Origin of the sequence: Pseudomonas sp. NFACC08-1, assembly GCF_900106735.1 — a bacterium.
Lineage (GTDB): Bacteria > Pseudomonadota > Gammaproteobacteria > Pseudomonadales > Pseudomonadaceae > Aquipseudomonas > Aquipseudomonas fluorescens_Q.
This window is the reverse complement of record NZ_FNNL01000002.1, coordinates 366427-391493: the sequence shown is the minus strand read 5'-3', so window position 1 is coordinate 391493 and position 25067 is coordinate 366427. Positions and strand designations below refer to the sequence as shown.

Here is a 25067-nt window from a genome sequence, read left to right as displayed (position 1 = left end):
CGTTCCTGACAAACGAGTGACATGACCGGATAGACCCGGGTTCAGTAAAAAATCTTCGATAGCCTCACTCGTATTGACTCAACTCATTCCATTGTCCGTTGAAGACACTGCCATCCTGCACCGAGGCCAAGGGAACACCGACCACATAGTTGATGTGGATGGCCTGGATGATTTCTTTCGTTGTCGCGCCGTTGCCCTGCGCCGCATCGAACATCGGATTGGAAACATTCGCCGAATCCACCCGCAATATCGCCAGGTTCTCGTACTGACCACTGACGATATGCTTGGCGTAAGTGCTGTACTGACTCTTGAGATGCTTCTCAGGGAACAGGTATACGCGGTGACGGGTGACTTCCTGTTCGTCGTCGGCCACCAGCTCTTCATAGGCATAGGCCAGTTCGCTGAGAAAATGCTGGTGGTGCAACGACAGATCCAGCCTATCGATCTCTTGGACTGCTTTGCCGTAAAAGGAATTCTTCGCCCTATGGGCCTTGGCCTGTCGCTCGTCGAACAAGTCCTCGTCCAACGGTGCCGAGGCGCTGCGCAGCTTCTCGACGTACCTTGCCAGAATCTCTTTGAGGTCCGCGTCGGCCGCAACAACGCCTTTTTTTGCGGGAATGGGCGGATAGACACCGACCTGCTCGACATAGGGAATATCGTCTACGACGGCAAAATCCTTGTTGGAAAAAGCGATCTGCACCCTCGCCGTTGCCGCTCGCTCATTGAAAAGGATCGTGCGCGGTGAATAACCTGCCACCGCCAGGTCCTTGAGGAGCATCTTGAAGCGTGCAAGGCGATTGTGTTCGCGCATCTCAATCCGGTTCTTTTGAGTTGGCACCAAATGCCTGGGCCGTGGAAGCCTTTCGTTTGGCGGCGGGGGCCAGGCCGGCAGCGCTGATATTCGCCAGGTTAGCCTTGTTCGTCACATGGTAAAGAAATGACATGGCGCCTCCTTGGCGGTGCGGTGGACACGAAAATCACGTTGCCTCTACGAACCAGGCCCAGCACCCGAGCGCTGGCTGGGCGAATCAACCGGCCCCGGGTCCGGCAGGTTGATCCTAAGTACAGTAGCCCCAGTCCTTCCAAAAGCAACCCGTCGGTTGTAGATCCAGCAAAGGCGACCCGCATTCGGTCATGACAGGCCCAAGCAGCCGTCCACCCTGTCGGTCACTGAAATGCACTCAGTGCATCTGTGGGAAATCGGTCATTCCCACGCAGTGGTGGGAATGATCAAAACCAGCGGTTTGGCTTGTGTGGCGAGGGAGCTTGCTCCCGCTGGGTCGCGAAGCGGCCCCAGAACCTGCCGAATGCGGAGCATCAGACACACCGCACCCGCCGGTTCACGACTGCTTCGCAGCCGAGCGGGAGCAAGCTCCCTCGCCACAGGTCCATCGTTTTTCCTGAGTGAACCGCATGACCTGTGGGAGCGGGCTTGCTCCACACGTTTCAACTGACTGGCATCAGAACCAGGTTTCCATCTGGATGCCGTACTGCCAGACACCGCCGGCGTTGAAGTCAGTCTTGCCGAAGGAGTCCGTGGTGCTGTACCTGTCCAGGTCCGACGACCAGTTCATGACGCTGGCGAACAGGCGCAGCTCAGGACGCGTGAGCAGATCGCCCAGGTCGGGCTTGAAGGTCGGGGCGACCGTGAATTTCCAGAAGTTGCCGTCAACCGCATTGCGTTGCAGGTAGCCCTTGGGGTCCAGCTTCATGGTTTGCCAGCTCATCTCGTAGGCCATCTCGAAATTGCTGTTGATTTCATTGGCCAACCGCACGTTCAGGGTCATCCAACGGTAATCGTCGCCCTTGACGTAGCGGTCCTTGCTTTGCTCAGCCAGCAGGCTCGGGCCAATGCGCCAGTCGGACGCCAAGGGCGTTTCGCCGTACAGCGCCAGGCGCACCGCGCGGGCGTCGTCGATCAGTTCGCCGTCCGAGCCAACGTTCTTGACCTCGGCCCCCAACCCCTGCCCATAGAGCAGCGCCGTCTTGAAGAAGCCTTCGCGGCCGAAAAAGTTTTTCTGGTGATTGGCGATCATGCTGTGCAAGCCGGAATCGGCCGGCGTCAGCCCCGCTTCGTTGGTGCGGGTAGCAAAGTCGTTTTTCTTCGAGCCGATGGCGTTGAACATCCACTGCCATTGCCCGCCGTCGAAAAACTGGTTGGACGTCAGGATGTAGCTTTCCACATCGGCATTGACGCCGCCCTCGCTGAAATCGCCGTAGTTGCGACCGATCAATGAGTAGTTCGAGCGCCAGTTCTTGTTCATCTGTATATCGTAGATACCGCCACCGGTGCCGGCCAGATAGATAACGTCGGAGTCCAGCCAGTGGATGTCGAAATTGTCCCTGTCGAAGCGCTTGCCGGCCCACAGGGTGGAGTTTTCGAACATCGAGTTGCCCTTGAATGCCGCGAGGTGATCGAGTTCGGTAAACACCTGGCGCACGTTCAGGTTGCTTTCGTCGGCGGTCCAGTCGTTGGAGCTCTCCACACCATCGGCGATGGAAACCGTGAACTTGGAGTGGGTGCCGTTCTGCGCGTACTGCTCTTTCGACAGGTCGATGCGCATGTAGGTGTCGTCTTCGTTGCCGAGTCGCCCGACCGCGCCACCCACAGAACCGGCCGGAGTGGTGTAAGGACCGCCACGACCACCGCCCAATCCATCATTGATCAGCAGCCCGGAGCGGGCGTAGCCCTTGAAGCTGAAGCCGTCGGTAAGGTGTGCGCCACTGCCCTGTTTCTGCGTGCTTTGCTGGCTGGCTTCGAGCTTTGCCAGGCGAGCGTCGAGCGTGGGGACCGTAGCGGCGGACGCCACCGGTTGCACAGCGGGCGTGGCGAGTTTGAGTTGCTGCAACTCCCTGGCGAGTGCCTGGGTTTGCTGTTCGGCGGCGGCTGCGCGTTTTTCCGCTGCGCTGGCACGGGCCTCGAAAGCGGCCATGCGCTCTTCCAGAGTCGCGGCCTGAGACGTGGTCGCCGCGGCGCCGAGCACGCCTGCGAGTAGCCAGCTTGATGCTTTCTGCATGTGGATTTTCCCTGTTTTGTTTTTATTGTTCTGTTGCCGCGACCGGCCTTTTTCACCCAGGTTCTGAATTGTCAAACCAAAGGAAAAAAAGGATGCCTCATCGCAAATACACTGCTACATTTGGCGATGTTAACGTTAACTTTTCTAAAAACAAAAATAAAGAGGGCTTTATGAAACAGCTCAAATCGATCCTTCCAGCGGCGCTGCTCGGCCTGTGCGTCGGATTTCCATCCCTCTCCACAGCCGCCAGCCTGACGATTTCCTGCGGTGCCGTGGGTGCTGAATTGCAACTGTGCAAGGAGGCCGTCGAGGCGTGGTCGAAGCAGACCGGCAACAGCGTCGAAGTGGTTTCCACGCCTAACTCGGCGACCGAGCGGTTGTCGTTCTACCAACAGATCCTCAGTGCGCAATCCAGCGACATCGACATCATCCAGATCGACATGGTATGGCCGGGAATGTTGGCCAAGCACTTGATGGACCTGCGCGAAGTGCTTCCTGCCAACGCGACCCAGGGTTACTTCCAGGCCCAGGTGGACAACGCTACGGTGAACGGGCGCCTGGTGACCATGCCGTGGTTCACGGACTCGGGGCTGCTGTATTACCGCAAGGACCTGCTCGAGAAGTACAACAAGCCCGTGCCCCAGACCTGGGAAGAAATGACCACGACTGCCAGGGCTGTCCAGCAGGCCGAACGCGATGCCGGGAACGCCAATGCCTGGGGTTATGTATTCCAAGGGCGCGCCTACGAAGGCCTGACGTGTAACGCACTGGAATGGATCAGCAGCCAGCCGCAAGGCGGGCTGGTCAATCAGCAAGGCGACATCGTGGTCAACAGCCAGGCCTCAAGGGTCGCATTGACCCTGGCCAAAAGCTGGGTGGGAGACATCTCCCCGCGTGGCGTACTCAATTACACCGAGGAAGAAGGACGCGGCGTCTTCCAGTCGGGCAATGCGTTGTTCATGCGTAACTGGCCTTATGTCTGGGCCCTGGTGCAAAGCCAGGACAGCGTCGTGAAGGACAAGGTCGGCGTCGCTCCCCTGCCCCGCGGCGGCGAGACGGGCACCCATGCGTCCACCCTCGGCGGCTGGGGCCTGGCGGTGTCGCGCTACAGCGCCAACCCCAAGCTCGCCGCAGAACTGGTGAGCTACCTGAGCAGCGCCCAACAACAGAAACACCGCGCCCTGGTGGGTGCCTACAACCCGGTGATCGAGTCGCTATACCAGGATCCCGATTTGCTCGCGGCCATGCCGTACTACAGCCAACTGCGCAGCATCCTCAATGATGGGGTCATGCGCCCTGCTTCAATCACCGCCGACCGCTATCCACGGGTCTCCAATGCTTTCTTCGATCAAGTGCACGGCGTGCTGGCAGACGAACGGCCGGTCGATCAGGCGTTGGCCGAACTGGAAAGCGAACTCACGCGCATCAAACGCCGGAACTGGTAAGCCACAAGGAAGGAAATCACCATGTCTGTCTCCACTACACTCGCCCCCGGCGACGACGAGTACCTGCTCAATCGGGAAACGCCGGTACAACGCCGTCGCGTTCGCGCCGCCTGGCTGTTCCTGAGCCCGATGTTGCTATGCCTGGCCCTGGTGGCGGCCTGGCCGCTGCTGCGCACATTCTGGTTCAGCCTGACCGACGCCAGCCTGGCCGACACGGGCGATGCAACCTTTGTCGGCTTGAGCAATTATCTGTTTCACAGCAGCGCGGGCTGGTCCGGCATCCTGGTCGATCCGCAGTGGTGGAACGCGGTGCGCAACACCCTGCATTTCACCGTGGTGTCAGTGGGATTGGAAATCGTACTGGGGCTGATGGTGGCGTTGCTGCTGAACGTCAAGTTCACTGGACGCGCGCTGGTGCGGGCGTTGATCCTGATCCCCTGGGCAATCCCGACCATCGTCTCGGCGAAAATCTGGTCATGGATGCTCAACGACCAGTTCGGCATCATCAATCACCTGATGCTCGGCCTCGGCCTGATCGATGCGCCACTGGCCTGGACAGCCGACGCGGACCTGTCGATGTGGGCAGTGATCATCGTCGACGTCTGGAAGACCGTGCCTTTCGTCACGCTGCTGATGTTGGCAGCCTTGCAGATGTTGCCCAGCGACTGCTACGAAGCCGCCAGGGTCGATGGCATTCACCCGGTGAAAGTGTTCTGGTGGGTCACCCTGCCACTGCTGATGCCGGCATTGCTGGTGGCGGCGATCTTTCGCATCCTCGATTCCTTGCGGGTGTTCGATGTCATCTATGTGCTGACCTCGAACTCATCGAGCACCATGAGCATGTCGGTCTATGCCCGTCAGCACCTGGTGGAATTCCAGGACGTCGGTTACGGCAGCGCCGCTTCGACCTTGCTGTTTCTGGTCGTGGCGGTAATCGCCATGGCGTACCTGTACCTCGGACGCCGTCAGCTGGAGGTTCGTTCATGAGCCCGCGCCTGCTGAAAAAAGCCCTGCTGCGCGCCGGGTTCTGGTGCCTGATCGGGATCTTGCTGCTGTACGCGGTCTTTCCGTTCTACTACGCCATCGTGACGTCGCTGAAGCCGTCCAGCGCCTTGTTCCAGGTGAGCTACTGGATCGATAACCCCGACTTTTCCAACTATGCCGCCGTGCTGGGCCAGGCCTCGTTCCTGCGGGCCATCGGCAACTCGCTGGTGGTTGCGCTGTGCGTGGTCGCGCTGGCGTTGCTCCTCAGCCTGACCGCCGCCTATGCCCTGGGCCGGGTGAAGTTTCGCGGACGCGGCGTGGTGTTGATGATGGTCCTGGGCGTCTCGATGTTTCCACAAGTCGCGGTGCTGTCGGGATTGTTCGAAGTGATACGTGCCCTGGGCCTGTACAACACGTCCTGGGCGTTGATCCTGAGCTACACGATCTTCACTTTGCCCTTCACCGTCTGGGTGCTGACCACCTTTATGGGACAACTGCCTCATGAGCTGGAAGAGGCCGCGATCATGGACGGTGCGTCACCCTGGGTCACGCTGACCCGCGTGCTGTTGCCGCTGCTCTGGCCGGCACTGGTCACTACGGGGCTTCTGGCCTTCATCGCCGCCTGGAACGAGTTCCTGTTTGCCCTGACCTTCACCCTGACCGACTCGCAACGCACGGTCCCGGTCGCCATCGCGCTGATTTCCGGCGGCAGCCCTCATGAATTGCCTTGGGGCTTGTTGATGGCGGCGTCGGTGCTGGTCACGGTCCCATTGGTGATTCTGGTGCTGATCTTCCAGCGCCGCATCGTTTCCGGCCTCACTGCCGGTGCGTTAAAGGGTTGAGGCCCAACACAGACAAGAAAGGAACAGCATCGTGATCAAGTTGAAGCTGGACAACGTGAACAAACAATTGGGCGGCGCACGCATTCTTCGCGACGTCAGCCTGGAAATCTCGGCGGGTGAATTCGTGGTTTTCGTCGGCCCTTCGGGCTGCGGAAAGTCGACCTTGCTGCGGCTGATCGCCGGGCTGGATTCGATCTGTGACGGCGACCTGCTGATCGACGGACGCCGGGTCAATGACCTGGAACCGCGCGAGCGTGGCGTCGGCATGGTGTTCCAGTCCTATGCGCTGTACCCGCACATGAGCGTCTACGACAACATCAGCTTTGGCCTCAAACTGGCCAAGACCGAAAAGGCCAGCCTGCGCGAGCGAGTGCTGAAAACCGCGCAAATCCTGCAGTTGGATAAACTGCTGCAGCGCAAGCCACGGGAACTGTCGGGTGGACAGCGCCAGCGAGTGGCCATGGGCCGGGCCATGGCGCGGGAACCGGACATCCTGTTGTTCGACGAGCCACTGTCCAACCTCGACGCCTCCCTGCGCGTGCAGATGCGCAACGAAATCGCTCGGCTGCATGGGCGACTGGGCTCGACCATGATCTACGTGACCCACGACCAGGTTGAAGCGATGACCCTGGCCGACAAGATTGTCGTGCTCAATGGCGGCCGCATCGAGCAGGTCGGCTCGCCACGCGAACTCTATGAGCACCCGGCCAGCCGCTTTGTCGCCGGTTTCCTCGGTTCGCCCAAGATGAACTTTCTGCCGGCGCGCCTGCACTCCCCAGGTGAAACCAGCCAGATCGACAGCCCTTTATTGGGCATGACGCCCCTTCCCTTCGACAGCGCCCACCTGGCGGCGGGCAGTCCGCTGACCCTGGGGATTCGCCCGGAACACATGTCGCTCAAAGCGGCGCAAGGCAGCGCCGGGGTCGGCGTGGTCGGGGTCGAATACCTGGGCAGCGAAACCTACGTGCACCTGGAGTCAGGCGAGGATGAACCGTTGATCTGTCGCTGCGAAGTCAACGCCGGATGGCGAGTGGGCGATCGGGTTGAACTGCAACTGGCGTTCGGCAGCGTGCATCTGTTCGACGCGGATGGCACGGCCTTGAGACGCCATCCTGCTGTTATTGAAGTCCTCCCGGAGGACGTCCCGCAGCGCTCGCCAAAAGCAGGCGCCCTATGACTGTGTCTGTGAATGCCATGAACGCCCCCATGCCCTCCCCCCTTGAACATGCGCAGCAGGCGCTGAGTGAAGGTCAGTCTCGTCTCATCGGCGATTATCGACCGGCCTATCATCTGGCGCCTGTCGCAGGCTGGATGAACGACCCTAACGGGGTGGTGTTTTTCCGTGGCGAGTATCACGTGTTCTACCAACACCACCCTTTCGATGCCAAATGGGGTCCGATGTATTGGGGGCACGCCAAGAGCACCGACCTGGTCCATTGGCAGCATCTGCCCCTCGCCCTGGCGCCAGGCGATGACTTCGACCGCCACGGCTGTTTTTCCGGTAGCGCGGTGGTGTGTGGCGACACCTTGGCGCTGATCTACACCGGACACACCTGGCTGGGAGAAGTGGGCGACGAACGCTTTATCCGCCAGGTCCAGTGCCTGGCCACCAGTGACGACGGCATCCGGTTCGTCAAGCATGGCGCCGTCATCGAGAACGCGCCGCAAGAAACGATCATGCACTTTCGCGACCCCAAGGTCTGGCGGGAGGATGGCTATTGGTACCTGATTGCCGGCGCGCGCCTGGGCGACAAGCCGCTGCTGCCGCTGTACCGCTCCACCGACCTGCACACCTGGGACTTCCTCGACTACGTGTCCAGTGGCAATGAGGGCGATGGCTACATGTGGGAATGCCCGGACCTGTTTCGCCTCAACGGCTGTGACGTGCTGCTTTACTCCCCCCAGGGGATGAAACCCGAAGGTTACGAACGCCTCAACAAGTACCAGACCGGTTATCGCATTGGCCGGCTCGACAGCGAATGGCACTTCACCGGCGGGCCGTTCATCGAACTGGATAACGGTCACGATTTCTATGCTGCGCAAACCTTGGAGACCGCCGATGGTCGGCGCCTGGTGTGGGCTTGGCTGGACATGTGGGAAAGCCCGATGCCGAGCCAGGCCCATCACTGGTGCGGCATGCTCGGTTTGCCTCGCGAGCTTGAACTGCAGGGCGATCGCCTTGGCGTGTTTCCGGCACGGGAACTGACCGCGCTGCGCCAGGCGCCGCTGCCGAGCGTCGCGCCGTGGGGCGAGTCGGGCAGCCGCTGGGTGCCGCAAGTGAAGGGCGACAGGCTCGAAATCCATGTGCATCTGGATCTGCTCGACTGCACCGAAGGCCACCTGGGCATCGCCTTGCGCTGCAGCGCCAATGAGCAGGAACAAACCCTGCTTTATTACGACGCGTCACTGCAACGCCTGGTGCTAGATCGCAGCCGCTCGGGTGCGCAAGTGAGCGGTCAGCGCAGCGTGTCGATCGAGCCTTCGCAAACACAACTGCACCTGCGGGTATTTCTCGATCGCTCGTCCATCGAGGTGTTCGAGGAAAACGGCCGCTTCAGCTTCAGCAGCCGCCTCTATCCGCGACCCGACAGCCTCGGAGTGAAACTATTGGCGAACGGGACTGGCGGGCGCGTCGCCATTCCCAAGGCGTGGCCGCTGGACTCGGGTTGGCTGTGAGTACCGTCATTCGAGTCGCGAGAAGCCCAGGGCCTGTGTCATGATTCTGCGTCAACCTGACTGGCCGCACTTCGCATGACTTCCGTGAAAGACGTTGCACAGCTGGCCGGCGTATCCCTGATGACGGTTTCGCGCGCGCTCAACACGCCGGAAAAACTGAGCCCCGAAACCCTTCAGCGGGTACGTCGCGCCATTGATGAACTGCAATTCGTACCGAGCCTGTCGGCGCGCAGGATGCGCGGCGACAACCTGCAGGCGCGCACCATCGGTGTGTTCGCACTGGACACCGCGACCACGCCGTTTGCCGTTGAGTTGCTGCTGTCCATCGAACAGACCGCGCAGCAGGCAGGCTGGAACGTCTTCATCCTTAACCTGTTGAGCAACCCGCCCACCGATCAGAACATCGACCTGATGCTGTCGCACCGCCCTGACGGGTTGATCTTCAGTGCCATGGGATTGCGCCAGGTGAGCATTCCCGAACGGCTCAAGAGCAAACCGCTGGTGCTCGCCAATTGCCTGGCCGATGACAGCCACTTGGTCAGTTATGTGCCGGATGATGAAGCCGGGCAGCATCGAGCCATGCAGCATGCGTTGAGCCAAGGCTATCGGCGCCCGCTGTGTATCAATTTGCCGAGGAAGAGTCTTGCCTGGGGCCTGCGTCAACAAGGCCTGAAACGCGCCTGTCAGGCCGTCGGGCTGGCACCTGAAGCACTCCTGCAGTACGACCTTTCCGATCACGACGCCTATGATGAAACCGCCGCCATTCTCGACCGGCATATCGTTGACGGCCGTCCGCAATTCGACATCCTGGTCTGCGGCAACGACCGCATTGCCTTTTGCGCCTATCAGTTGTTGCTGGGGCGCGGCCTGAAAATTCCCGACGATGTCGCAGTGCTCGGCTATGACAACATGATCGGCATCGCCGAACTGTTCATGCCGCCACTGACCACGGTACAACTGCCGTACTACGAGATCGGGCGCCAGGCGGCCCGGCACCTGATCGAGAACCTCGAGGTATCAGGCGCCCAGCCGGTGGATTGCCCCCTGGTGGTCAGGGCGTCGCTATAAGACCGCCGACAAACCCGTGGCGAGGGAGCTCGCTCCCGCTTGAGTGCAAAGCACTCACAAAAAAGGGCCGCTTCGCAGCCCAGCGGGAGCAAGCTCCCTCACCACGGGCGCACCGTTTTTCTTAAGTGAACAGCATTTTGATCACTAAGGCTGCTTCGCGGGCGACGACGGCAGCGCCGCGATGATCCGGGCGCGGCACACCTCGAGGATTTCATCGGCCAGCGCGGAATCGTCCGGGCAGGCCCGTGACAACACGATCGCACCGACGGCATGCGCCAACATGTCGAGCATTTTTGCCCTGATCGCTTCCTGCGGCGCGTCTTGCCCGGCCTCGTACCGGCTTTCGAGCGCGGCCAGCATGTCTTCGATGCCGTTGGCAAAGGTAGCCTTCAGCTCGGGCGATTGACGGGCAGCGTCGCCACACAGTGCCGCCATGGTGCAACCGCTACCCCGGCCGTCACGGTGGTCCCTGGACACGTAAAGATCGACGAAACCAGCTACGTCGATGCCTGCATTGTCGGTCAGCGACTGCGCAAGGCTATTCGCCGCCGCTTCGGCCATCAGGTCGGCCTTGGAGCCGAAATGCTTGTAGAACCCGCCATGGGTGAAGCCGGCGGCCGCCATCAGGTCCGCCACACCCACGCCGTCAAAGCCTCGCTCGCGAAACAAGACAGAGGCCGTCTCGACGATGTGCTCCCGATTTGCCTGGGCCTGGGCCTTGGTCACCCTCATTTTTCACTCCCTCGTGCAGCTCGAAATTCATGCCCACATCATACATAGATGTCGAGCATAATCAAATTCGTTGACAGCTTAGATTTCGATCATCATCCTAATGAAAAGCGCGCTCACCTCGCCAGGTTGCACGCGCTCCCCTTTATCCAAACCTACGGAAACAAGACGTCATGACCGACCAGATCCTGTTCACACCCTACACGTTGGGTGATCTCACGCTTTCCAACCGAGTGGTCCTGGCGCCGCTGACACGTAACCGTGCGGGGCAAGGTTTTGTGCCCAGCGAGTTCGCTGCCACTTACTACAGCCAGAGAGCGTCGGCAGGCCTGTTGATCTCCGAGGCGTCGCAGATCTCCCAGCAAGGCCAGGGCTATCAGGACACCCCCGGGATCTACACCCAGGCCCAGATCGACGGCTGGCGCACGGTCACCGATGCCGTGCATGCCAAAGGCGGGCGGATTTTCCTGCAACTGTGGCATGTCGGCCGCGTTTCCCACGTCGACCTGCAAGCGAATGGTGCAGCGCCAGTGGCCCCCTCTGCTCTGCGTCCGGCGACGAAGGTATTCGTCAACAATCGTTTCGAAGACGTTTCCGAACCGCGAGCGCTGGACATCAGCGAGTTGCCCGGGATCGTCAACGATTTTCGCCAGGCGGCGGCGAACGCCATCGCCGCGGGATTTGACGGCGTAGAGATCCACGGTGCGAACGGCTACCTGTTGGACCAGTTCATCAAGGACGGCGCCAACATGCGCACCGATGCCTACGGCAGCTCGATTGAAAATCGTGCTCGCCTGCTGCTGGAAGTGACGGCGGCAGTGGTGGGCGAAGTCGGCGCCAGCCGCACCGGCCTGCGCATCTCGCCGGTCTCGCCGGCCAATGGTGTGTCCAGCAGCGCGCCACAGGCCCAGTTCGACTACCTGATCGACCAGCTCAACACCCTCGACATCGTGTACCTGCATGTGGTCGAAGGCGCGACCGGTGGGCCGCGCGACGTTGCGCCCTTCGACTTCGGTGCCTTGCGCCAGCGCTTCAAAAACACCTACATCGCCAACAACGGCTACGACCTGGACCTGGCGACCTCAGGACTCATCGAAGACAAGGCTGACCTGATCGCCTTCGGCCGGCCGTTCATCGGCAATCCGGACCTGGTGGAGCGGCTCAGGACCGGTTCGCCTTTGTCGGCGTTCAATCCCGCTACCCTCTACGGTGGTGGTGCGAAGGGCTACATCGACTATCCAACGCTCGCTGAATCCAGCGCGCAGTAACACTGGCCAGACCCGACTGCGCGCCTGAACAACAGCGCGCAACTCGCTCATTGATACCTTGAAGAAGAGAATCTCCATGGACACTCGCACAACTGTTCTCATCACAGGCGCCTCCACCGGTATTGGCGCTGTCTATGCCCAACGCTTTGCGCAACGTGGACACGATCTCGTCCTGGTGGCCCGCGACAGCGCGCGCCTGGAAGCGCTGGCCGCCAAGCTGCGCAGCGAACACAACGTTGCCGTCGATATTCTCCAGGCCGACCTGACCCAGCTCGGCGACCTGACAACCGTCGAAGCCCGGCTGCGCGACGACGCCAACATCGGCATCCTGGTCAATAACGCCGGCGCCGCCCAATCCGGGACCTTCATCGAACAGTCGACCGACAGTGTCGCGCACCTCGTGTCGCTCAATACCACCGCGCTGGTCCGGCTGGCCAGCGCCATCGCCCCACGCCTGGTGGAAGCGGGTGACGGCGCGATCATCAACATCGGCTCCGTCGTTGGCCTGGCACCGGAGTTCGGTATGTCGGTCTACGGCGCGACCAAGGCGTTCGTGCTGTTTCTCTCCCAGGGACTCAGCCTGGAACTCTCTCCGAAAGGCGTCTACGTACAAGCCGTCCTGCCAGCGGCCACCCGCACTGAGATCTGGGAACGCGCGGGTATCGATATCAACACCCTGAATGAAATCATGGAAGTCGGTGACCTGGTCGATGCCGCACTGGTTGGTTTTGATCGTCGCGAGCCGGTGACCATCCCGCCCTTGCATGAAGAAGCACGCTGGGATGCCTTGCAGGCCGCACGTCAAGGCCTGCTCGGGCAAATCCGGCAGTCCCATGTCGCCGAACGCTATCAAGACCCGGCGTGATCATCGTTTAGCAGGTGCCGGCGCAAAGGACAGCGCCGGTATTTCCGGATGCCGGGCCAAGTGATCACTGCACTGCATCCCTTATAAGAGCAAAGCACCATGAAAGCATTTTTAATCGACCGCTACGGCAAGCACAGTGGTCGTATCGGCGAGCTACCGGCCCCTGACGTGGGTGACCACGACGTTCTGGTCCGCGTGCAGGCTGCCAGCGTCAACTTGCTGGATTCAAAGATCAGCAAAGGCGAATTCAAGCTGATCCTGCCCTACTCCTTTCCCTTGGCATTGGGTCATGACTTGGCCGGGGTCGTGGTCCGCGTGGGATCCCGTGTCGAGCAATTCAAGCCGGGCGATGAAGTCTATGCCCGCGCCCCGGACGGGCACATCGGCACCTTCGCCGAGCAGATTTCAGTGAACGAAAATGCCCTGGCCGTGAAACCGGCAAACATCAGCATGGAAGAAGCCGCCGCCCTGCCCTTGGTCGCCCTGACCGCCTGGCAGGTACTGGTTGAAACCGCCCGGCTGAAGAAAGGCCAAAAGGTCTTCATCCAGGCCGGTTCAGGTGGCGTCGGCACCGTCGCCATCCAGCTTGCCAAGCACCTCGGCGCCTTCGTTGCGACCAGCACCAGCACCCCCAATGTGCCGTGGGTCAAAGCCCTGGGCGCAGACGTTGTCATCGATTACAAGCAGCAGGATTTCGCCAGCGTCCTGCAGGACTATGACATCGTGTTGAACAGCCTGGGCGCCGATGAGCTGGAGAAATCGCTGAAGATCCTGAAACCAGGCGGCCAACTCATTTCCATCTCCGGCCCCCCCACCCCACAGTTCGCCCAGGCCCAGGGACTTTCCTGGGTGCTGAGACTGATCATGGGCCTGTTGAGCAGCGGTATACGCCGCAAGGCCCACCGAAAGGGAGTGAGCTACGCCTTCGTGTACATGCGTGCCAATGGTCCTCAGCTGCGGGAGATCACCACCCTCGTCGAGTCCGGCAGCATCAAGCCGGTGCTTGACCGATCCTTCCCCTTCGACGCGACAGCCGATGCCCTGAGCTATGTCGAACAAGGACGATCGAAGGGTAAGGTCGTCATCAAGATCCACTCGGGAATGGCCGATGAGTGAAAGCGTATCGGCGCCGCAGAGTCTGGCGCACATTGATGCTTGAGCAATGAGGAGCGTCAGGCCGGTACCACCTGAAGAAAAAGCGCTGATTTGACCTGTGGGAATCGGTTGACTACCTTGAAACTCACCCATCTCGTTCGACAAGGAGTGTCGACATGCGCGCAACTGCTCGTGCGTTTTTTAACCTGCCCCTGGCATTCCATACGGTAGCTGCCCAGTCGCCGCATGATCCGCTGAAGCCCCGCATCAACCCCAACTACAACATCCTCAAGGACGCGCACCAGGGACTCGATGCGGCGGCTGGTTGCCATTCGCTCTCGCGTTGAGTCGCCCTCGCCCATAACACTGCCAATGCCCGCGACAGGCTCAATGAAAGCCGCCGGCCGGCATCACGAACCCTGCTGTTTTCTCTTTCCCGGCATGGAATGCCGCGCCGGCTACCGGCTCCAACACAAGGAAGTCATGTCATGAAGACACGTTTGAAAAGGATCACGCCATTGCTCGTCCTCCCGTTGTTCTGGCAAACGACAGCGGCCAGTGCCGAGTCGTGCGAAGAGACGCTGAAACGGGTGGAAGGTTTGTATAACAACACCGTCGACAGTTGCCGGCAGGACCCGGCCTCGGATTGTTCGGGGTTGCTGATCAGGGGCACCCACCGCGCCAACCCGGCGAAGGGCGAGAAATGGGATGTCTGGAACCCGAGCCCGAAAGCGAAAGAACTGGGTACCTTTGCCGCCTCCTGGATGCGGGTCGATGGCATCAGCTATGAAGATCCTGGCATGAGCACCCAGAACGGCTACATCATCACACCGATCGACCAGGTACGCGAACCGGAAACCCCGGTGCACATCTACTGCGCATTTCCGAACGATGCCTGGACCGACTTTCGCGATGACCGAGGCTGCGGCAACAACAAAAACACCGCCCAGACAGAGGCTGTCTGCCAGGCCATGGCGCCGCCTATCCTAAACGCCAATGCCTGGGTCGCGCATTTCACCCGGTTCAACAACGACAGGAAGCAAGACCAGTTGCAATGTGGATTCAATATGCGCAACCCCATGAGCAGCCGGGAACGGGTCGACGCGTTTCGAAACTTCATGGGTGCCCGGAAAGTCATCAATACCCGCGAATTTCAAACCCAGACCGAACTGCGCCTGGGGAACCCGAAAGACGATGCATTGCCGATCCTGGCGTTTTTCTACAGCGATCAACGGGGCTTGAACGATGCCCTGGCCAACCAACGGGACTACAAAGACAAGACCGGCAAGGATCGCAACATCATCAAGATCGACTTCCCCAGGACACCGGGCAGCAAGGCCACGTTCTCCTGCACCCGAACCACGCCGCCCACGCAACAATTCTGTGAACGCTACATCGAATCCAGCACTTGGGTCCGCCGCCCTGATCCCAAGCTTGGGCCCGATACCTGGTCGCTCCAGGTCGTGCCCACGGCCTGCGGCCGTGCGATCAAGGATGACCAGACCGACAGGATGTTTGCCGAGCTGTACAACAAGCACAAAGACGACGGGCAATGGCGGCAGTACAGCGTCTATGGCGGATCCATCCGCCGGCAACTAGTGTGTCATCTGGCGGCCACCTTCGATGGCAAACCCGTCAGGAACAAGCCCGAGTGGAACCTTGAGCCGGCACGTCCTTACGTCGACCAGGCCAGGGCTGTCGCACAGTACTGCAATCCTTACTGAGGCTTAGGCGGCAAACGAGATCTGCCGATACCCCAGGTAGCGGCGGATCATCGTGCCAGGGCGTTGGCCAGGTCTCGCTTAGAGACTTTCGACCGTCACTATTTCAAAGGGCAACAAGTGCACCTGAGTGCCACCGCCCGACCCGCCCTGAAGATGTTCGACCATCGCCTCGATCATGGCCAGTTCAAGCAGCAATTGGGCGACTTGATGAGGAGATTCGTGCTCCAGGAACAGAATCTCCGGCTCGCCTTTCAAACAGCTTGAATCCGTCGCCGCGAGACGGATGGCCTTGGCCATTTCTTGATAGAACGTTGATACCTGCAGCAAGACGAACGCCAGGCGCCATTGATGGATGCCATCGTCGCCAATAATGACGAAATGGCCATCGGTGCTGCCATGGCCCTGCTGCAATCAGGCAAGGCCAAGGGCGAAATTCCGGTGGTGGGTTTGGACGGGTGAGCCGCGCGCCTCGACAGTCCCCCTTACACAATTTCACACACCCCCTACAAAGCTTCACCCCTGCCATTGACCCCGGTCCGTAGCATTGACGGGTTCATTATTGGGGAAGCACCATGTCCAAGAATCCTTTCATCACACTGGGCCTGCTGGTCGGCGCGCTGCTGCTCAGTGGCTGTGATAGCGCCTCGACCCCAGACGCCTCCTCCCCGCTGGCAAGCGTGCGTATCGAAACCGTTCAGGCCCGGCCACTGTCGATCAGCAACGAGCTGAGTGGCCGGATCGCCGCGCCGCGGGTAGCCGAAGTGCGGGCGCGGGTGGCCGGGGTAGTCTTGCAACAGGTGTTTCGTGAAGGCCGCGACGTCAAACAGGGCGAGCTGCTGTTTCGCATCGATCCAGCGCCATTCAAGGCCGACCTGGACAGTGCCGAGGCGGCGTTGCGCAAGGCCGAAGCCAATGCGTTCCAGGCCCGTTTGCAGGCACAACGTTACGCCCAGTTGATCGATGACAAAGCGATCAGTGGCCAGGATTACGACAACGCCCGGGCCAGCGTGCGCCAGACCGCCGCCGATGTCGCTGCCAGCAAGGCCGCGGTGGAACGGGCGAAACTGAACCTGGGGTACGCCACGGTGACCGCGCCGATTTCCGGACGTATCGGTCGCGCCCTGGTGACGGAAGGTGCCTTGGTCGGGCAGAACGAAAGCACGCCGTTGGCGCTGATCCAGCAACTGGACCCGATCCACGCCGACCTCACGCAATCGACCCGCGAACTCAACGACCTGCGCCGCGCCTTTCGCGCAGGGCTCTTGCAAGCGGTCGGCCAGGACCAGGCCAAGGCCACGTTGATTCAGGACGATGGCAGCCCCTATCCGCTGCCCGGCAAATTGCTGTTCACCGACCTCAGCGTCGACCCGAGCACCGGCCAGATCACCCTGCGCAGCGAATTTCCCAACCCCGACCTGGACCTGCTGCCCGGCAGCTTCATTCGCGTGCGCCTGGAACAGGCGGTCAACAGCCAGGGCATCACTGTGCCGCAACGGGCCGTCCTGCGAGACAGCGCCGGGGTTGCCCAGGTGCTGATGCTGGACGCCGAACAGAAGGTCAGCCAGCAACCTGTGCAACTGGGCGCCGCGCAAAACGATCGCTGGGTCGTCACGCAAGGTTTGAAACCCGGCGACCGCATCGTCATCGAAGGCCTGCAACACGCCCGTCCCGGTGAGCAGGTCCAGGTCGATGACACCCCACTTCCCCTCGCCCAGGTTCCCGGGCCACAGGCAGGACACTAAGCCATGCCGCAGTTCTTCATCGACCGTCCGGTGTTCGCCTGGGTGGTCGCGCTGTTCATCCTGTTGGCCGGTATCCTGGCCATCCCGCAACTGCCGGTGGCGCAATACCCGGTCGTGGCCCCGCCCCAAATCGAGATCTACACCGTCTACCCGGGTGCTTCGGCGCAAACCGTGGACGAAAGCGTGGTCAGCCTGATCGAGGAAGAACTCAACGGCGCCGACAACCTGCTGTATTTCGAGTCCCAGAGCAGCCTGGGTAGCGCCACCATCACCGCGACCTTCCAACCCGGCACCAACCCGGAACTGGCCCAGGTCGATGTGCAGAACCGCCTCAAGGCCGTGGAGTCGCGCCTGCCGCAAGCGGTGACCCAGCAAGGCTTGCAAGTGGACAAAGTCTCCGCTGGCTTCCTGCTGCTGATCACCCTCACCTCCAGCGATGGCAAGCTCGACGACGTGGCTCTGAGCGACTACCTGGCGCGCAACGTGATGAACGAGATCAAGCGCCTGGACGGTGTCGGCAAGGCCCAGTTGTACGGGGCCGAACGGGCCATGCGGATCTGGATCGACCCGCAGAAACTGGTGGGCTTCAACCTGACTCCGGCCGACGTAAACGCAGCCATCGTGGCGCAGAACGCCCAGGTATCGGCCGGTAGCCTGGGCGATTTGCCGAGCCGCAACACCCAGGAAATCACCGCGACCATCGTCGTCAAAGGCCAGCTCAACACACCGCAAGAGTTCGCCGACATAGTGCTCAAGGCCAACCCCGATGGCTCGACGGTGCGCATCGCCGACGTGGCACGGGTAGAAATCGGCAGCCAGGAATACCAGTTTTCCACGCGCCTGAACGGCAAGCCGTCCACTGCCGTGGCCGTGCAACTGTCTCCGGGCGCCAACGCCTTGAACACCGCGACCCTGGTGCGCAACAAGATGGACGAGCTGTCGCGCTACTTCCCGGCCGGCGTGGAATACAAGATTCCCTACGACACGTCGCCGTTCGTCAAGGTCTCGATCACCAAGGTGATCTACACCCTCGGCGAGGCGATGTTGCTGGTGTTCGCGGTGATGTTCCTGTTCCTGCAGAACATCCGCTACACCCTGATCCCGACATTGGTGGTGCCGGTGGCGCTGATGGGCACCTTCGCGACGATGCTCGCGCTGGGGTTCTCGATCAACGTGCTGACGATGTTCGGCATGGTGCTGGCCATCGGCATCCTGGTGGACGATGCCATCGTGGTGGTGGAGAACGTCGAGCGGATCATGGCCCGGGAAGGCTTGTCGCCCAAGGAGGCCACACGCAAGGCCATGGGGCAAATCACCGGGGCGATCATCGGCATCACCCTGGTGCTGGTGGCGGTGTTCATTCCGATGGCGTTCATGCAGGGCTCGGTGGGGGTGATCTACCAGCAGTTCTCGTTGTCGATGGCGACATCGATCCTGTTCTCGGCCTTTCTCGCCCTGACCTTGACCCCGGCGCTTTGTGCAACCTTGCTCAAACCGGTCGCCAAAGGTGATCACCACGCCAAGACTGGATTCTTCGGCATGTTCAACCGTGGTTTCGACCGATTCGGCGAGCGCTATCAAGGTTGGGTGGCCTATGCGGTAAAACGCAGCGGCCGTTATCTGCTGATCTACGGCGTGTTGCTGGTGGGCATGGGCGTGCTGTTCAGCCGCCTGCCCTCCTCGTTCCTGCCGGTGGAAGACCAGGGCTACACCATCACCGACATCCAGCTGCCACCGGGTGCCAGCAAGAATCGTACGGTGCAGGTGGTGGAGCAGATCGAAGCCCACAATGCCGGCGAACCGGGGGTCGGTGACAGCACGATCATTCTCGGTTTCAGCTTTTCCGGCAGCGGCCAGAATGCGGCCCTGGCCTTCACCACCCTCAAGGACTGGTCGCAACGCGGCGCCGAGGATTCGGCGGCGTCCATCGCCGACCGCGCCAACCTGGCCCTGGGTCAAATCAAGGATGCCATGGCGTTCTCGGTGCTGCCGCCGCCGGTGGACGGCCTGGGCACTTCCAGCGGTTTCGAGTTCCGTTTACAGGACCGTGGTGGCCTCGGCCATGCCACCTTGATGCAGTCCCGCAGCGAATTGCTCGCCGCCGCCGACAAAAGCCCGATGCTGATGAATGTGCGTGAAAGCGCCCTGGCGGAGGCGCCGCAGGTGCAATTGGAAGTCGACCGCAAGCAGGCCAATGCCCTGGGCATTTCCTTTGCCGACGTCGGCAGCGTGTTGTCCACGGCAGTGGGTTCGGCCTACATCAACGACTTTCCCAACCAGGGGCGAATGCAGCGGGTGGTGGTCCAGGCCGAGGGCGACCAACGCAGCCAGGTCGAGGATCTGCTGAAAATCCACGTGCGCAACAACAGCGGAAAAATGGTCCCGTTGTCGGCATTCGTCCAGGCCCGCTGGACCCAGGGGCCGGCGCAATTGACCCGCTATAACGGTTATCCGGCGGTGAGCATTTCCGGCGAACCGGCACCGGGCTACAGCACCGGACAAGCCATGGCCGAAATCGAACGGCTGGTGGCCCTGGGGCCGACGGGCCTGGGCCAGGAATGGACCGGGTTGTCCTTGCAGGAACGCCTGTCCGGCAGCCAGGCACCCATTCTGTTGGGCCTGTCGCTGCTGGTAGTGTTCCTGTGCCTGGCGGCGCTGTACGAGAGCTGGTCGATCCCGACCTCGGTGTTGCTGGTGGTGCCGCTGGGTGTGCTCGGCGCGGTATTGGCCGTGTCGTTGCGCGGCATGCCTAACGATGTGTTTTTCAAGATCGGGCTGATCACCATCATCGGCCTGTCGGCGAAAAACGCGATCCTGATCATCGAGTTCGCCAAGAGCCTGTACGACGAAGGTCACGACCTGATCGACGCCACGCTACAGGCTGCACGCCTGCGCCTGCGGCCGATCATCATGACCTCGCTGGCCTTCATCCTTGGGGTGGTCCCGCTGGCGATTGCCACGGGCGCCAGCTCGGCGAGCCAGCAGGCCATCGGTACCGGAGTGATCGGCGGGATGATCACCGCCACGCTGGCGGTGGTGTTCGTGCCGGTGTTTTTTGTGGTGGTGATGAAGCGTGTCAGGCGTGTTGAACCCAAGTGAGGCCAGGCCGGAGCACCGCTATCGCGAGCAAGCCCGCCCCCACAGGAGCCTGTGGGGCACATGAGTTGTGTGCCTGTCGAAGATCCACTGTGGGAGCGACCCTGCTCGCGAAGATGACAGCGGGCCCAGCCCTCAGTCCGCCTGCACCGTGACCTGACGCTGTTCGCCCAAGCCCTGGATCCCCAGGCGCATGGTCTGGCCCGGCCGCAGGAACACCGGGTTGGGCTTGATGCCCAAGCCGACGCCGGGCGGCGTGCCGGTGGAGATCACATCCCCGGGTTGCAGGCTCATGCACCGGCTCAGGTAGGCAATCAGTTGCGGCACGCTGAAGATCAGCGTACGGGTATTGCCGTTCTGATAGCGGTGTCCGTCGACCTCCAGCCACAGGTCCAGCGTATGCGGGTCGGCGATTTCGTCCCGCGTCACCAGCCACGGCCCAAGGGGGCCGAAGGTGTCAAAGCCTTTGCCCTTGTCCCAGGTGCCGCCACGCTCCAGTTGCCACTCGCGCTCGGACACATCGTTGATGACACAGTAGCCGGCGACATGCTCCATGGCATTGGCTTCGTCGATGTAGCGTCCGCCTTTACCGATGACCACGCCCAGCTCGACTTCCCAATCGGTCTTGAGCGAGCCGCGCGGGATCTGGATGTCGTCGTTCGGCCCGCAGATGGCACTGGTCCATTTGTTGAAGATGATCGGCTCTTTCGGCACCTCCATGTTCGACTCGGCCGCATGGTCGGCGTAGTTCAGGCCGACGCAGATGAATTTGCCGACCTGCCCGACACAGGCACCGATGCGCGGCTGGCCGGCCACGAGCGGCAGGCTGCGCGGGTCGAGGGTGGCGAGCGCTGCCAGGCTGTCCGGGCCGAGGGCCTGCCCGGCGATATCCGGCACATGGGCCGAGAGGTCACGGATCTGATTGTCGGCATCCAACAGCCCGGGTTTTTCCGAACCTTTTTCGCCGTAGCGCAATAGTTTCATGTCGTGCTCCTGCTCAAGTGAAGACCGGGGTTCAGATGCTCATGCCACCGTCGATGATGTGGATGGCACCCGTGGTGTAGGCGGACGCATCGCTGCCCAGGTACAACGCCAACTGCGCGATCTCTTCAGTGTGGCCGATGCGGCCCATGGGCTGGCGGTCGAGAAATTGCCGGTAGACCTGCGCCTCATCCACGCCCTGCTGCGCGGCCTGGTCAGCGATGCGCTGACGCAACGAGGGTGAATCCACGGTGCCTGGGCAGATCGCGTTGCAGCGGATGCCCTGGTTGACGAAGTCGATGGCGACAGCCTTGGTCAGGCCCACGACTGCGGCCTTGCTGGTGGCATAGGCGAAGCGATTGGGCACGCCCTTGACGCTGGAGGCCACCGACGACATGTTGATGATCGAACCGCCGCCACGGGCCAGCATGCCCGGCAGGAACGCATGGATCATCCGGTACATGGCCGTGACATTGAGGTCCATCGAACGTGCCCAGGCCGCTTCATCGCATTGCAGTATGTTGCCGCTGTGCACGTAGCCTGCGCAGTTGAACAACACGTCGAGCCCACCGATGCGTTCACAGGCGGCGCTGATGGCAGAGGGCGACGTGACGTCCAGGGGCATGGCGGTGATCCCTTCGATCCCCGCCAGCGCCTGGATATCGATGTCAGTGGCGAACACCTCGGCACCGGCCCGGGCGAAGGCAACGGCGCTGGCCAAGCCAATGCCCTGCCCCGCTGCCGTGACCAGTGCGCGCTTGTTTTGTAGGTTCATGCGGTCTCCAGTTGCGCTGCCGTGGTGGCGTGCTTGGGTGTCCTGCCGAGCATCGAGGCGGGAATGGCCAGGATCAGTCCACCACTGACCAAAAGACACAAGGCCAGTACATAGGTGCCGTTGTTGATGTTGCCCGTGAGGGTTTCCGCCACAGCGGTGATCATCGAACCGGTGAAGCCCGACAGGTTGCCGATGGCGTTGATCATGCCGATGCCGGCTGCGGCGGCGACCCCCGACAGCACGGTGCCCGGCAGGGTCCAGAAAATCGGCATCAGGCTGAGGATCCCGGAAGCGGAAACACTGAGAAAGAGCACGGACAACACCAGGTTGTCGGCGAAGAACGCACTGAGGATCAGGCCGGCTCCGCCAATGAACGCCGGGATTGCCGCGTGCAGGCGCCGCTCACCGGTGCGGTTGGAGTGCCGGGCGTTGAGCAGCATCGCCACCACTGCCACCGAGTAAGGAATGGCGGTCAGCAAACCGATGTACAAGCTGTTGGTGATACCGGTGCTCTTGATGATCGACGGCATCCAGAACGCCAGGCCATAGAAGCCGGTGTTGAAGGTCAGCAGGATCAACACCAGCAACCACACCCGAGGGTTGAAGAACACTTCACTCAAGCGCGTGGCCTTGCCCTGGTTGTCGGTTTGCAGGTTGGCCTTGAGCAGGGCTTTTTCCGCGACAGACAGCCATTTGGCTTTGTCGATGTTGTCGGCCAGGCAGACGATCACCACGAACGCCATGATGATCGAAGGAATGCCTTCGATCAGCAACATCCATTGCCAGCCAGACAAGCCATGCACCCCTTGCATGCTGTTCATCAGCCAGCCGGAGAGTATGCCGCCCAGGGTCAGGCTGACCGGCAATGCCAGCAGGAACCCGGACATCACCCGGCTCTGCCGGTGGGTCGGGAACCAGTAGTTGAGGTACAGGATCACGCCGGGGAAAAAGCCCGCTTCACAGATGCCCAACAAGAAGCGCAACACATAGAACATGCTGCTCGATTCGATGTGGAACAAACCTGCCAGCGGCACGGTGTAGGCCACGGCCATGGAGATCACCGCCCAGGACAGCATGATCCGGGCAATCCAGAACCGCGCGCCAAAGCGATGCAGCAACAGGTTGCTGGGGACTTCGAAGAGGAAATAGCCCCAGAAAAACATACTGGCGCCCAAGGCATACACCGTGTTGCTGAACTGCAGCTCGTTGAGCATGTCGAGCTTGGCGAACCCGATGTTCACCCGATCGAGGTACGCCGCCATGTAGCACAACAGCAACACGGGCAGGATCCGCCAGACCACCTTGCGGTAGGTCCGGTCTTCGAAATCCAATTCGCAGGCGGGAGCCTGCGCGGGCAACTGCTCGGAGATGGTTTGCATGAGGTAACCCCTGATTGTTTTTATTGGGTCACGTCGAATGAGCGAATCATCCGGCGATTGAACGAGGACTCTACTGTCGGGGATCGATTCTTTCCCAATGGCATTTTTGGATTAGTCGATAACCGCCCGTTATCAAGGTTCTAGAAATCCGGACGAGGATTTAAGTCAAGGCGCATGACTTGTGGCGAGGGGATTTATCCCCGCTGGGCTGCGCAGCAGCCCCAAAAAGCTCAACGTGAAATCAACCTGACAGAAGGCGGGGCCGAGTTTAGGACTGCTGCGCAGTCCAACGGGGATAAATCCCCTCGCCACAGGCTAACCATGTCCCCGGACCAAACAGTTTCGATTGCGTCTTCAAATCATCTGGCGGGCGTTGTCCTTGAGAATCTCGGCGAACTCCAGCGCTGCGCCTACCAACGGCTCATCCTTGCGCGTGAGAATGCCGTAGTCCTGCGGCACCAGGTGCAGCGGGGTGTCGAGGGTCTTGAGCTGGCCGCTTTCGAGCAGCGGATCGACCATCGCATGGGGCAGCATGCCGATCATGGGCCCGCGTTGCAGCACCTGGAGGAAGGTCTGCATGGAAATGGTGTCGATGGTGTTGCGTGGCATTCCCACCCCGGCCTCGGCGAACGCCAGCTCCATGCGTGCGCGAATCGGCGTGCCGACGGGGTAGAGAATCCATGGCAAGTCCACCAACTGCTGCAAGGAGACCGGGCCCGCGCCGGCCAACGGATGGCGATAGTTGACCACGATGCAGAACGGCTCCGGGGCCAACGGCTGGAAGTCATAGCGCTGCTGCTGGCTTTGATCGGTAAAACGGGCCACCGCCAGGTCGAGCGTCTTCTCTTCAAGCATCTCCATCAGGTGGTTACTGGTCTGCTCCACCACTTCAATCGACAGCAACGGCCAGCGCTGCTTGATCTGCAAGATCGCCTCGGGCAAAGCCACCGCAGTGGCGGCAAAGATTCCGCCGACCTTGAGAAAGCCGTGACCACCCTCGCGCAAGCTGCTGATTTGCTCGACGAACGAGCGCGCATCATTCAAGGCAATCTGCGCATACCGCAGTACGTGTTCGCCCAAAGCTGTAGGCGGCATGCTCCGTGGCAGCCGTTCGAACAGCGCAAAGCCGAGCAGGCTTTCGATTTCCTTGAGCATCTTGCTGATGGCCGGCTGGCTGAGGTTCATCTGCTGCGCCGCCAGGTGCATGTTGCGGGTGCGCCCCAAGGTGTCGATCAGCAGCAAGTGGCGGAATTTGAGCCAGCCACAGAAGCTGGAGAAGGACAGATCTGACATGGCTATTCCTCAGGCCGGCGATAACCCGACGTTATCAAATACTGAATATATCTCATTGGAGTTTATCGAGCGGCCACCCTAGCGTGAA

General features: G+C 61.1%; 22 protein-coding genes and 1 pseudogene. 14 read left to right on the top strand and 9 right to left on the bottom strand.

Annotated elements, in window-relative coordinates; genetic code table 11:
- Positions 1-64: 64 nt before the first annotated feature.
- The 3 genes from BLU76_RS05470 to BLU76_RS05465 form a co-directional block, all read right to left on the bottom strand.
- A complete protein-coding gene (locus BLU76_RS05470) occupies positions 65-811 on the bottom strand; it encodes a hypothetical protein (RefSeq protein ID WP_092221802.1) in 747 nt (248 codons plus the stop codon).
- Position 812: 1 nt separating this feature from the next.
- Positions 813-944 (bottom strand): hypothetical protein, encoded by a 132-nt coding sequence (locus tag BLU76_RS31805; protein WP_256572644.1) that lies wholly within the window; start codon positions 942-944, stop codon positions 813-815.
- A 516-nt stretch (positions 945-1460) separates the two neighbouring features.
- A complete protein-coding gene (locus tag BLU76_RS05465; protein ID WP_063321667.1) occupies positions 1461-3017 on the bottom strand; it encodes a carbohydrate porin in 1557 nt (518 codons plus the stop codon).
- Positions 3018-3187: 170 nt separating this feature from the next.
- Here BLU76_RS05465 and BLU76_RS05460 point away from each other — a divergent pair, with 170 nt between their 5' ends.
- From BLU76_RS05460 to BLU76_RS05435, 6 genes are all read left to right on the top strand, one after another.
- Positions 3188-4462: an ABC transporter substrate-binding protein gene (locus BLU76_RS05460; RefSeq protein ID WP_092221800.1), complete on the top strand. Its 1275-nt coding sequence runs from the start codon at positions 3188-3190 to the stop codon at positions 4460-4462.
- Positions 4463-4483: 21 nt separating this feature from the next.
- The gene (locus BLU76_RS05455; protein WP_063321669.1) at positions 4484-5449 is read left to right on the top strand and encodes a carbohydrate ABC transporter permease; all 966 of its coding nucleotides are present in this window, start codon (positions 4484-4486) and stop codon (positions 5447-5449) included.
- Entirely contained in the window at positions 5446-6288 is an 843-nt protein-coding gene (locus tag BLU76_RS05450) for a carbohydrate ABC transporter permease (RefSeq protein ID WP_063321670.1), read from the top strand. Before BLU76_RS05455 ends, BLU76_RS05450 begins: the two co-directional genes overlap by 4 nt.
- Positions 6289-6319: 31 nt before the next feature.
- The gene (locus BLU76_RS05445) at positions 6320-7465 is read left to right on the top strand and encodes an ABC transporter ATP-binding protein (protein ID WP_072339074.1); all 1146 of its coding nucleotides are present in this window, start codon (positions 6320-6322) and stop codon (positions 7463-7465) included.
- A complete protein-coding gene (locus BLU76_RS05440; RefSeq protein WP_092221798.1) occupies positions 7462-8964 on the top strand; it encodes a glycoside hydrolase family 32 protein in 1503 nt (500 codons plus the stop codon). Before BLU76_RS05445 ends, BLU76_RS05440 begins: the two co-directional genes overlap by 4 nt.
- Before the next feature lie 75 nt (positions 8965-9039).
- Complete coding sequence (locus BLU76_RS05435; protein ID WP_092221797.1) at positions 9040-10032, top strand: LacI family DNA-binding transcriptional regulator; 993 nt, start codon at positions 9040-9042, stop codon at positions 10030-10032.
- A gap of 144 nt (positions 10033-10176) precedes the next feature.
- Here BLU76_RS05435 and BLU76_RS05430 read toward each other — a convergent pair whose 3' ends face one another.
- Positions 10177-10764 (bottom strand): TetR/AcrR family transcriptional regulator, encoded by a 588-nt coding sequence (locus tag BLU76_RS05430; protein ID WP_063321674.1) that lies wholly within the window; start codon positions 10762-10764, stop codon positions 10177-10179.
- A gap of 170 nt (positions 10765-10934) precedes the next feature.
- Between BLU76_RS05430 and BLU76_RS05425 the strand changes: the two genes are divergently transcribed.
- The 5 genes from BLU76_RS05425 to BLU76_RS05410 all read left to right on the top strand — a co-directional run bounded on the left by BLU76_RS05425 (position 10935) and on the right by BLU76_RS05410 (position 15713).
- On the top strand, positions 10935-12029 hold the full coding sequence (locus BLU76_RS05425) for an alkene reductase (protein WP_092221795.1): 1095 nt from the start codon (positions 10935-10937) through the stop codon (positions 12027-12029).
- A gap of 76 nt (positions 12030-12105) precedes the next feature.
- Positions 12106-12894: an SDR family NAD(P)-dependent oxidoreductase gene (locus BLU76_RS05420; protein WP_063321676.1), complete on the top strand. Its 789-nt coding sequence runs from the start codon at positions 12106-12108 to the stop codon at positions 12892-12894.
- 99 nt (positions 12895-12993) lie between these two features.
- Complete coding sequence (locus BLU76_RS05415) at positions 12994-14010, top strand: NADP-dependent oxidoreductase (protein ID WP_092221793.1); 1017 nt, start codon at positions 12994-12996, stop codon at positions 14008-14010.
- A gap of 155 nt (positions 14011-14165) precedes the next feature.
- Positions 14166-14336 (top strand): hypothetical protein, encoded by a 171-nt coding sequence (locus BLU76_RS31450; protein WP_170867276.1) that lies wholly within the window; start codon positions 14166-14168, stop codon positions 14334-14336.
- A gap of 141 nt (positions 14337-14477) precedes the next feature.
- Positions 14478-15713, top strand: coding sequence for a DUF2599 domain-containing protein (locus BLU76_RS05410; protein ID WP_092221791.1), 1236 nt, complete (start codon positions 14478-14480; stop codon positions 15711-15713).
- Positions 15714-15791: 78 nt separating this feature from the next.
- Here the strand turns inward: BLU76_RS05410 and BLU76_RS05405 are convergent, their stop codons facing one another.
- Positions 15792-16040 carry a hypothetical protein gene (locus tag BLU76_RS05405; protein WP_063321679.1) on the bottom strand — a complete coding sequence of 83 codons (249 nt, stop codon included), beginning with the start codon at positions 16038-16040 and terminating at the stop codon, positions 15792-15794.
- An 18-nt stretch (positions 16041-16058) separates the two neighbouring features.
- Between BLU76_RS05405 and BLU76_RS30455 the strand changes: the two are divergent.
- The 3 genes and pseudogenes from BLU76_RS30455 to BLU76_RS05395 all read left to right on the top strand — a co-directional run.
- A pseudogene (locus BLU76_RS30455) lies at positions 16059-16169 on the top strand (rhizopine-binding protein); the annotation flags it as partial.
- Between the two features lie 116 nt (positions 16170-16285).
- Positions 16286-17455, top strand: coding sequence for an efflux RND transporter periplasmic adaptor subunit (locus tag BLU76_RS05400; protein ID WP_092221790.1), 1170 nt, complete (start codon positions 16286-16288; stop codon positions 17453-17455).
- A gap of 3 nt (positions 17456-17458) precedes the next feature.
- On the top strand, positions 17459-20554 hold the full coding sequence (locus tag BLU76_RS05395; protein ID WP_092221789.1) for an efflux RND transporter permease subunit: 3096 nt from the start codon (positions 17459-17461) through the stop codon (positions 20552-20554).
- Positions 20555-20686: 132 nt separating this feature from the next.
- On the opposite strand, the gene BLU76_RS05390 is transcribed toward BLU76_RS05395, so the two are convergent.
- The 4 genes from BLU76_RS05390 to BLU76_RS05375 form a co-directional block, all read right to left on the bottom strand.
- Positions 20687-21535, bottom strand: coding sequence for an ureidoglycolate lyase (locus BLU76_RS05390; protein WP_092221787.1), 849 nt, complete (start codon positions 21533-21535; stop codon positions 20687-20689).
- A 31-nt stretch (positions 21536-21566) separates the two neighbouring features.
- Positions 21567-22307 carry an SDR family oxidoreductase gene (locus tag BLU76_RS05385; protein ID WP_092221785.1) on the bottom strand — a complete coding sequence of 247 codons (741 nt, stop codon included), beginning with the start codon at positions 22305-22307 and terminating at the stop codon, positions 21567-21569.
- Positions 22304-23686 carry an MFS transporter gene (locus tag BLU76_RS05380; protein WP_092221783.1) on the bottom strand — a complete coding sequence of 461 codons (1383 nt, stop codon included), beginning with the start codon at positions 23684-23686 and terminating at the stop codon, positions 22304-22306. The genes BLU76_RS05385 and BLU76_RS05380 overlap by 4 nt, the downstream gene beginning before the upstream one ends.
- 354 nt (positions 23687-24040) lie before the next feature.
- Positions 24041-24979 carry a LysR family transcriptional regulator gene (locus BLU76_RS05375; RefSeq protein ID WP_063321685.1) on the bottom strand — a complete coding sequence of 313 codons (939 nt, stop codon included), beginning with the start codon at positions 24977-24979 and terminating at the stop codon, positions 24041-24043.
- Positions 24980-25067 lie beyond the last annotated feature (88 nt).

Bases quoted from the DNA above. Each gene is read 5' to 3' on its own strand.
- BLU76_RS05470 (WP_092221802.1), bottom strand. From the start codon at position 811: ATGCGCGAACACAATCGCCTTGCACGCTTCAAGATGCTCCTCAAGGAC.
- BLU76_RS31805 (WP_256572644.1), bottom strand. From the start codon at position 944: ATGTCATTTCTTTACCATGTGACGAACAAGGCTAACCTGGCGAATATC.
- BLU76_RS05465 (WP_063321667.1), bottom strand. From the start codon at position 3,017: ATGCAGAAAGCATCAAGCTGGCTACTCGCAGGCGTGCTCGGCGCCGCG.
- BLU76_RS05460 (WP_092221800.1), top strand. From the start codon at position 3,188: ATGAAACAGCTCAAATCGATCCTTCCAGCGGCGCTGCTCGGCCTGTGC.
- BLU76_RS05455 (WP_063321669.1), top strand. From the start codon at position 4,484: ATGTCTGTCTCCACTACACTCGCCCCCGGCGACGACGAGTACCTGCTC.
- BLU76_RS05450 (WP_063321670.1), top strand. From the start codon at position 5,446: ATGAGCCCGCGCCTGCTGAAAAAAGCCCTGCTGCGCGCCGGGTTCTGG.
- BLU76_RS05440 (WP_092221798.1), top strand. From the start codon at position 7,462: ATGACTGTGTCTGTGAATGCCATGAACGCCCCCATGCCCTCCCCCCTT.
- BLU76_RS05435 (WP_092221797.1), top strand. From the start codon at position 9,040: ATGACTTCCGTGAAAGACGTTGCACAGCTGGCCGGCGTATCCCTGATG.
- BLU76_RS05430 (WP_063321674.1), bottom strand. From the start codon at position 10,764: ATGAGGGTGACCAAGGCCCAGGCCCAGGCAAATCGGGAGCACATCGTC.
- BLU76_RS05425 (WP_092221795.1), top strand. From the start codon at position 10,935: ATGACCGACCAGATCCTGTTCACACCCTACACGTTGGGTGATCTCACG.
- BLU76_RS05420 (WP_063321676.1), top strand. From the start codon at position 12,106: ATGGACACTCGCACAACTGTTCTCATCACAGGCGCCTCCACCGGTATT.
- BLU76_RS05415 (WP_092221793.1), top strand. From the start codon at position 12,994: ATGAAAGCATTTTTAATCGACCGCTACGGCAAGCACAGTGGTCGTATC.
- BLU76_RS31450 (WP_170867276.1), top strand. From the start codon at position 14,166: ATGCGCGCAACTGCTCGTGCGTTTTTTAACCTGCCCCTGGCATTCCAT.
- BLU76_RS05410 (WP_092221791.1), top strand. From the start codon at position 14,478: ATGAAGACACGTTTGAAAAGGATCACGCCATTGCTCGTCCTCCCGTTG.
- BLU76_RS05400 (WP_092221790.1), top strand. From the start codon at position 16,286: ATGTCCAAGAATCCTTTCATCACACTGGGCCTGCTGGTCGGCGCGCTG.
- BLU76_RS05395 (WP_092221789.1), top strand. From the start codon at position 17,459: ATGCCGCAGTTCTTCATCGACCGTCCGGTGTTCGCCTGGGTGGTCGCG.
- BLU76_RS05390 (WP_092221787.1), bottom strand. From the start codon at position 21,535: ATGAAACTATTGCGCTACGGCGAAAAAGGTTCGGAAAAACCCGGGCTG.
- BLU76_RS05385 (WP_092221785.1), bottom strand. From the start codon at position 22,307: ATGAACCTACAAAACAAGCGCGCACTGGTCACGGCAGCGGGGCAGGGC.
- BLU76_RS05380 (WP_092221783.1), bottom strand. From the start codon at position 23,686: ATGCAAACCATCTCCGAGCAGTTGCCCGCGCAGGCTCCCGCCTGCGAA.
- BLU76_RS05375 (WP_063321685.1), bottom strand. From the start codon at position 24,979: ATGTCAGATCTGTCCTTCTCCAGCTTCTGTGGCTGGCTCAAATTCCGC.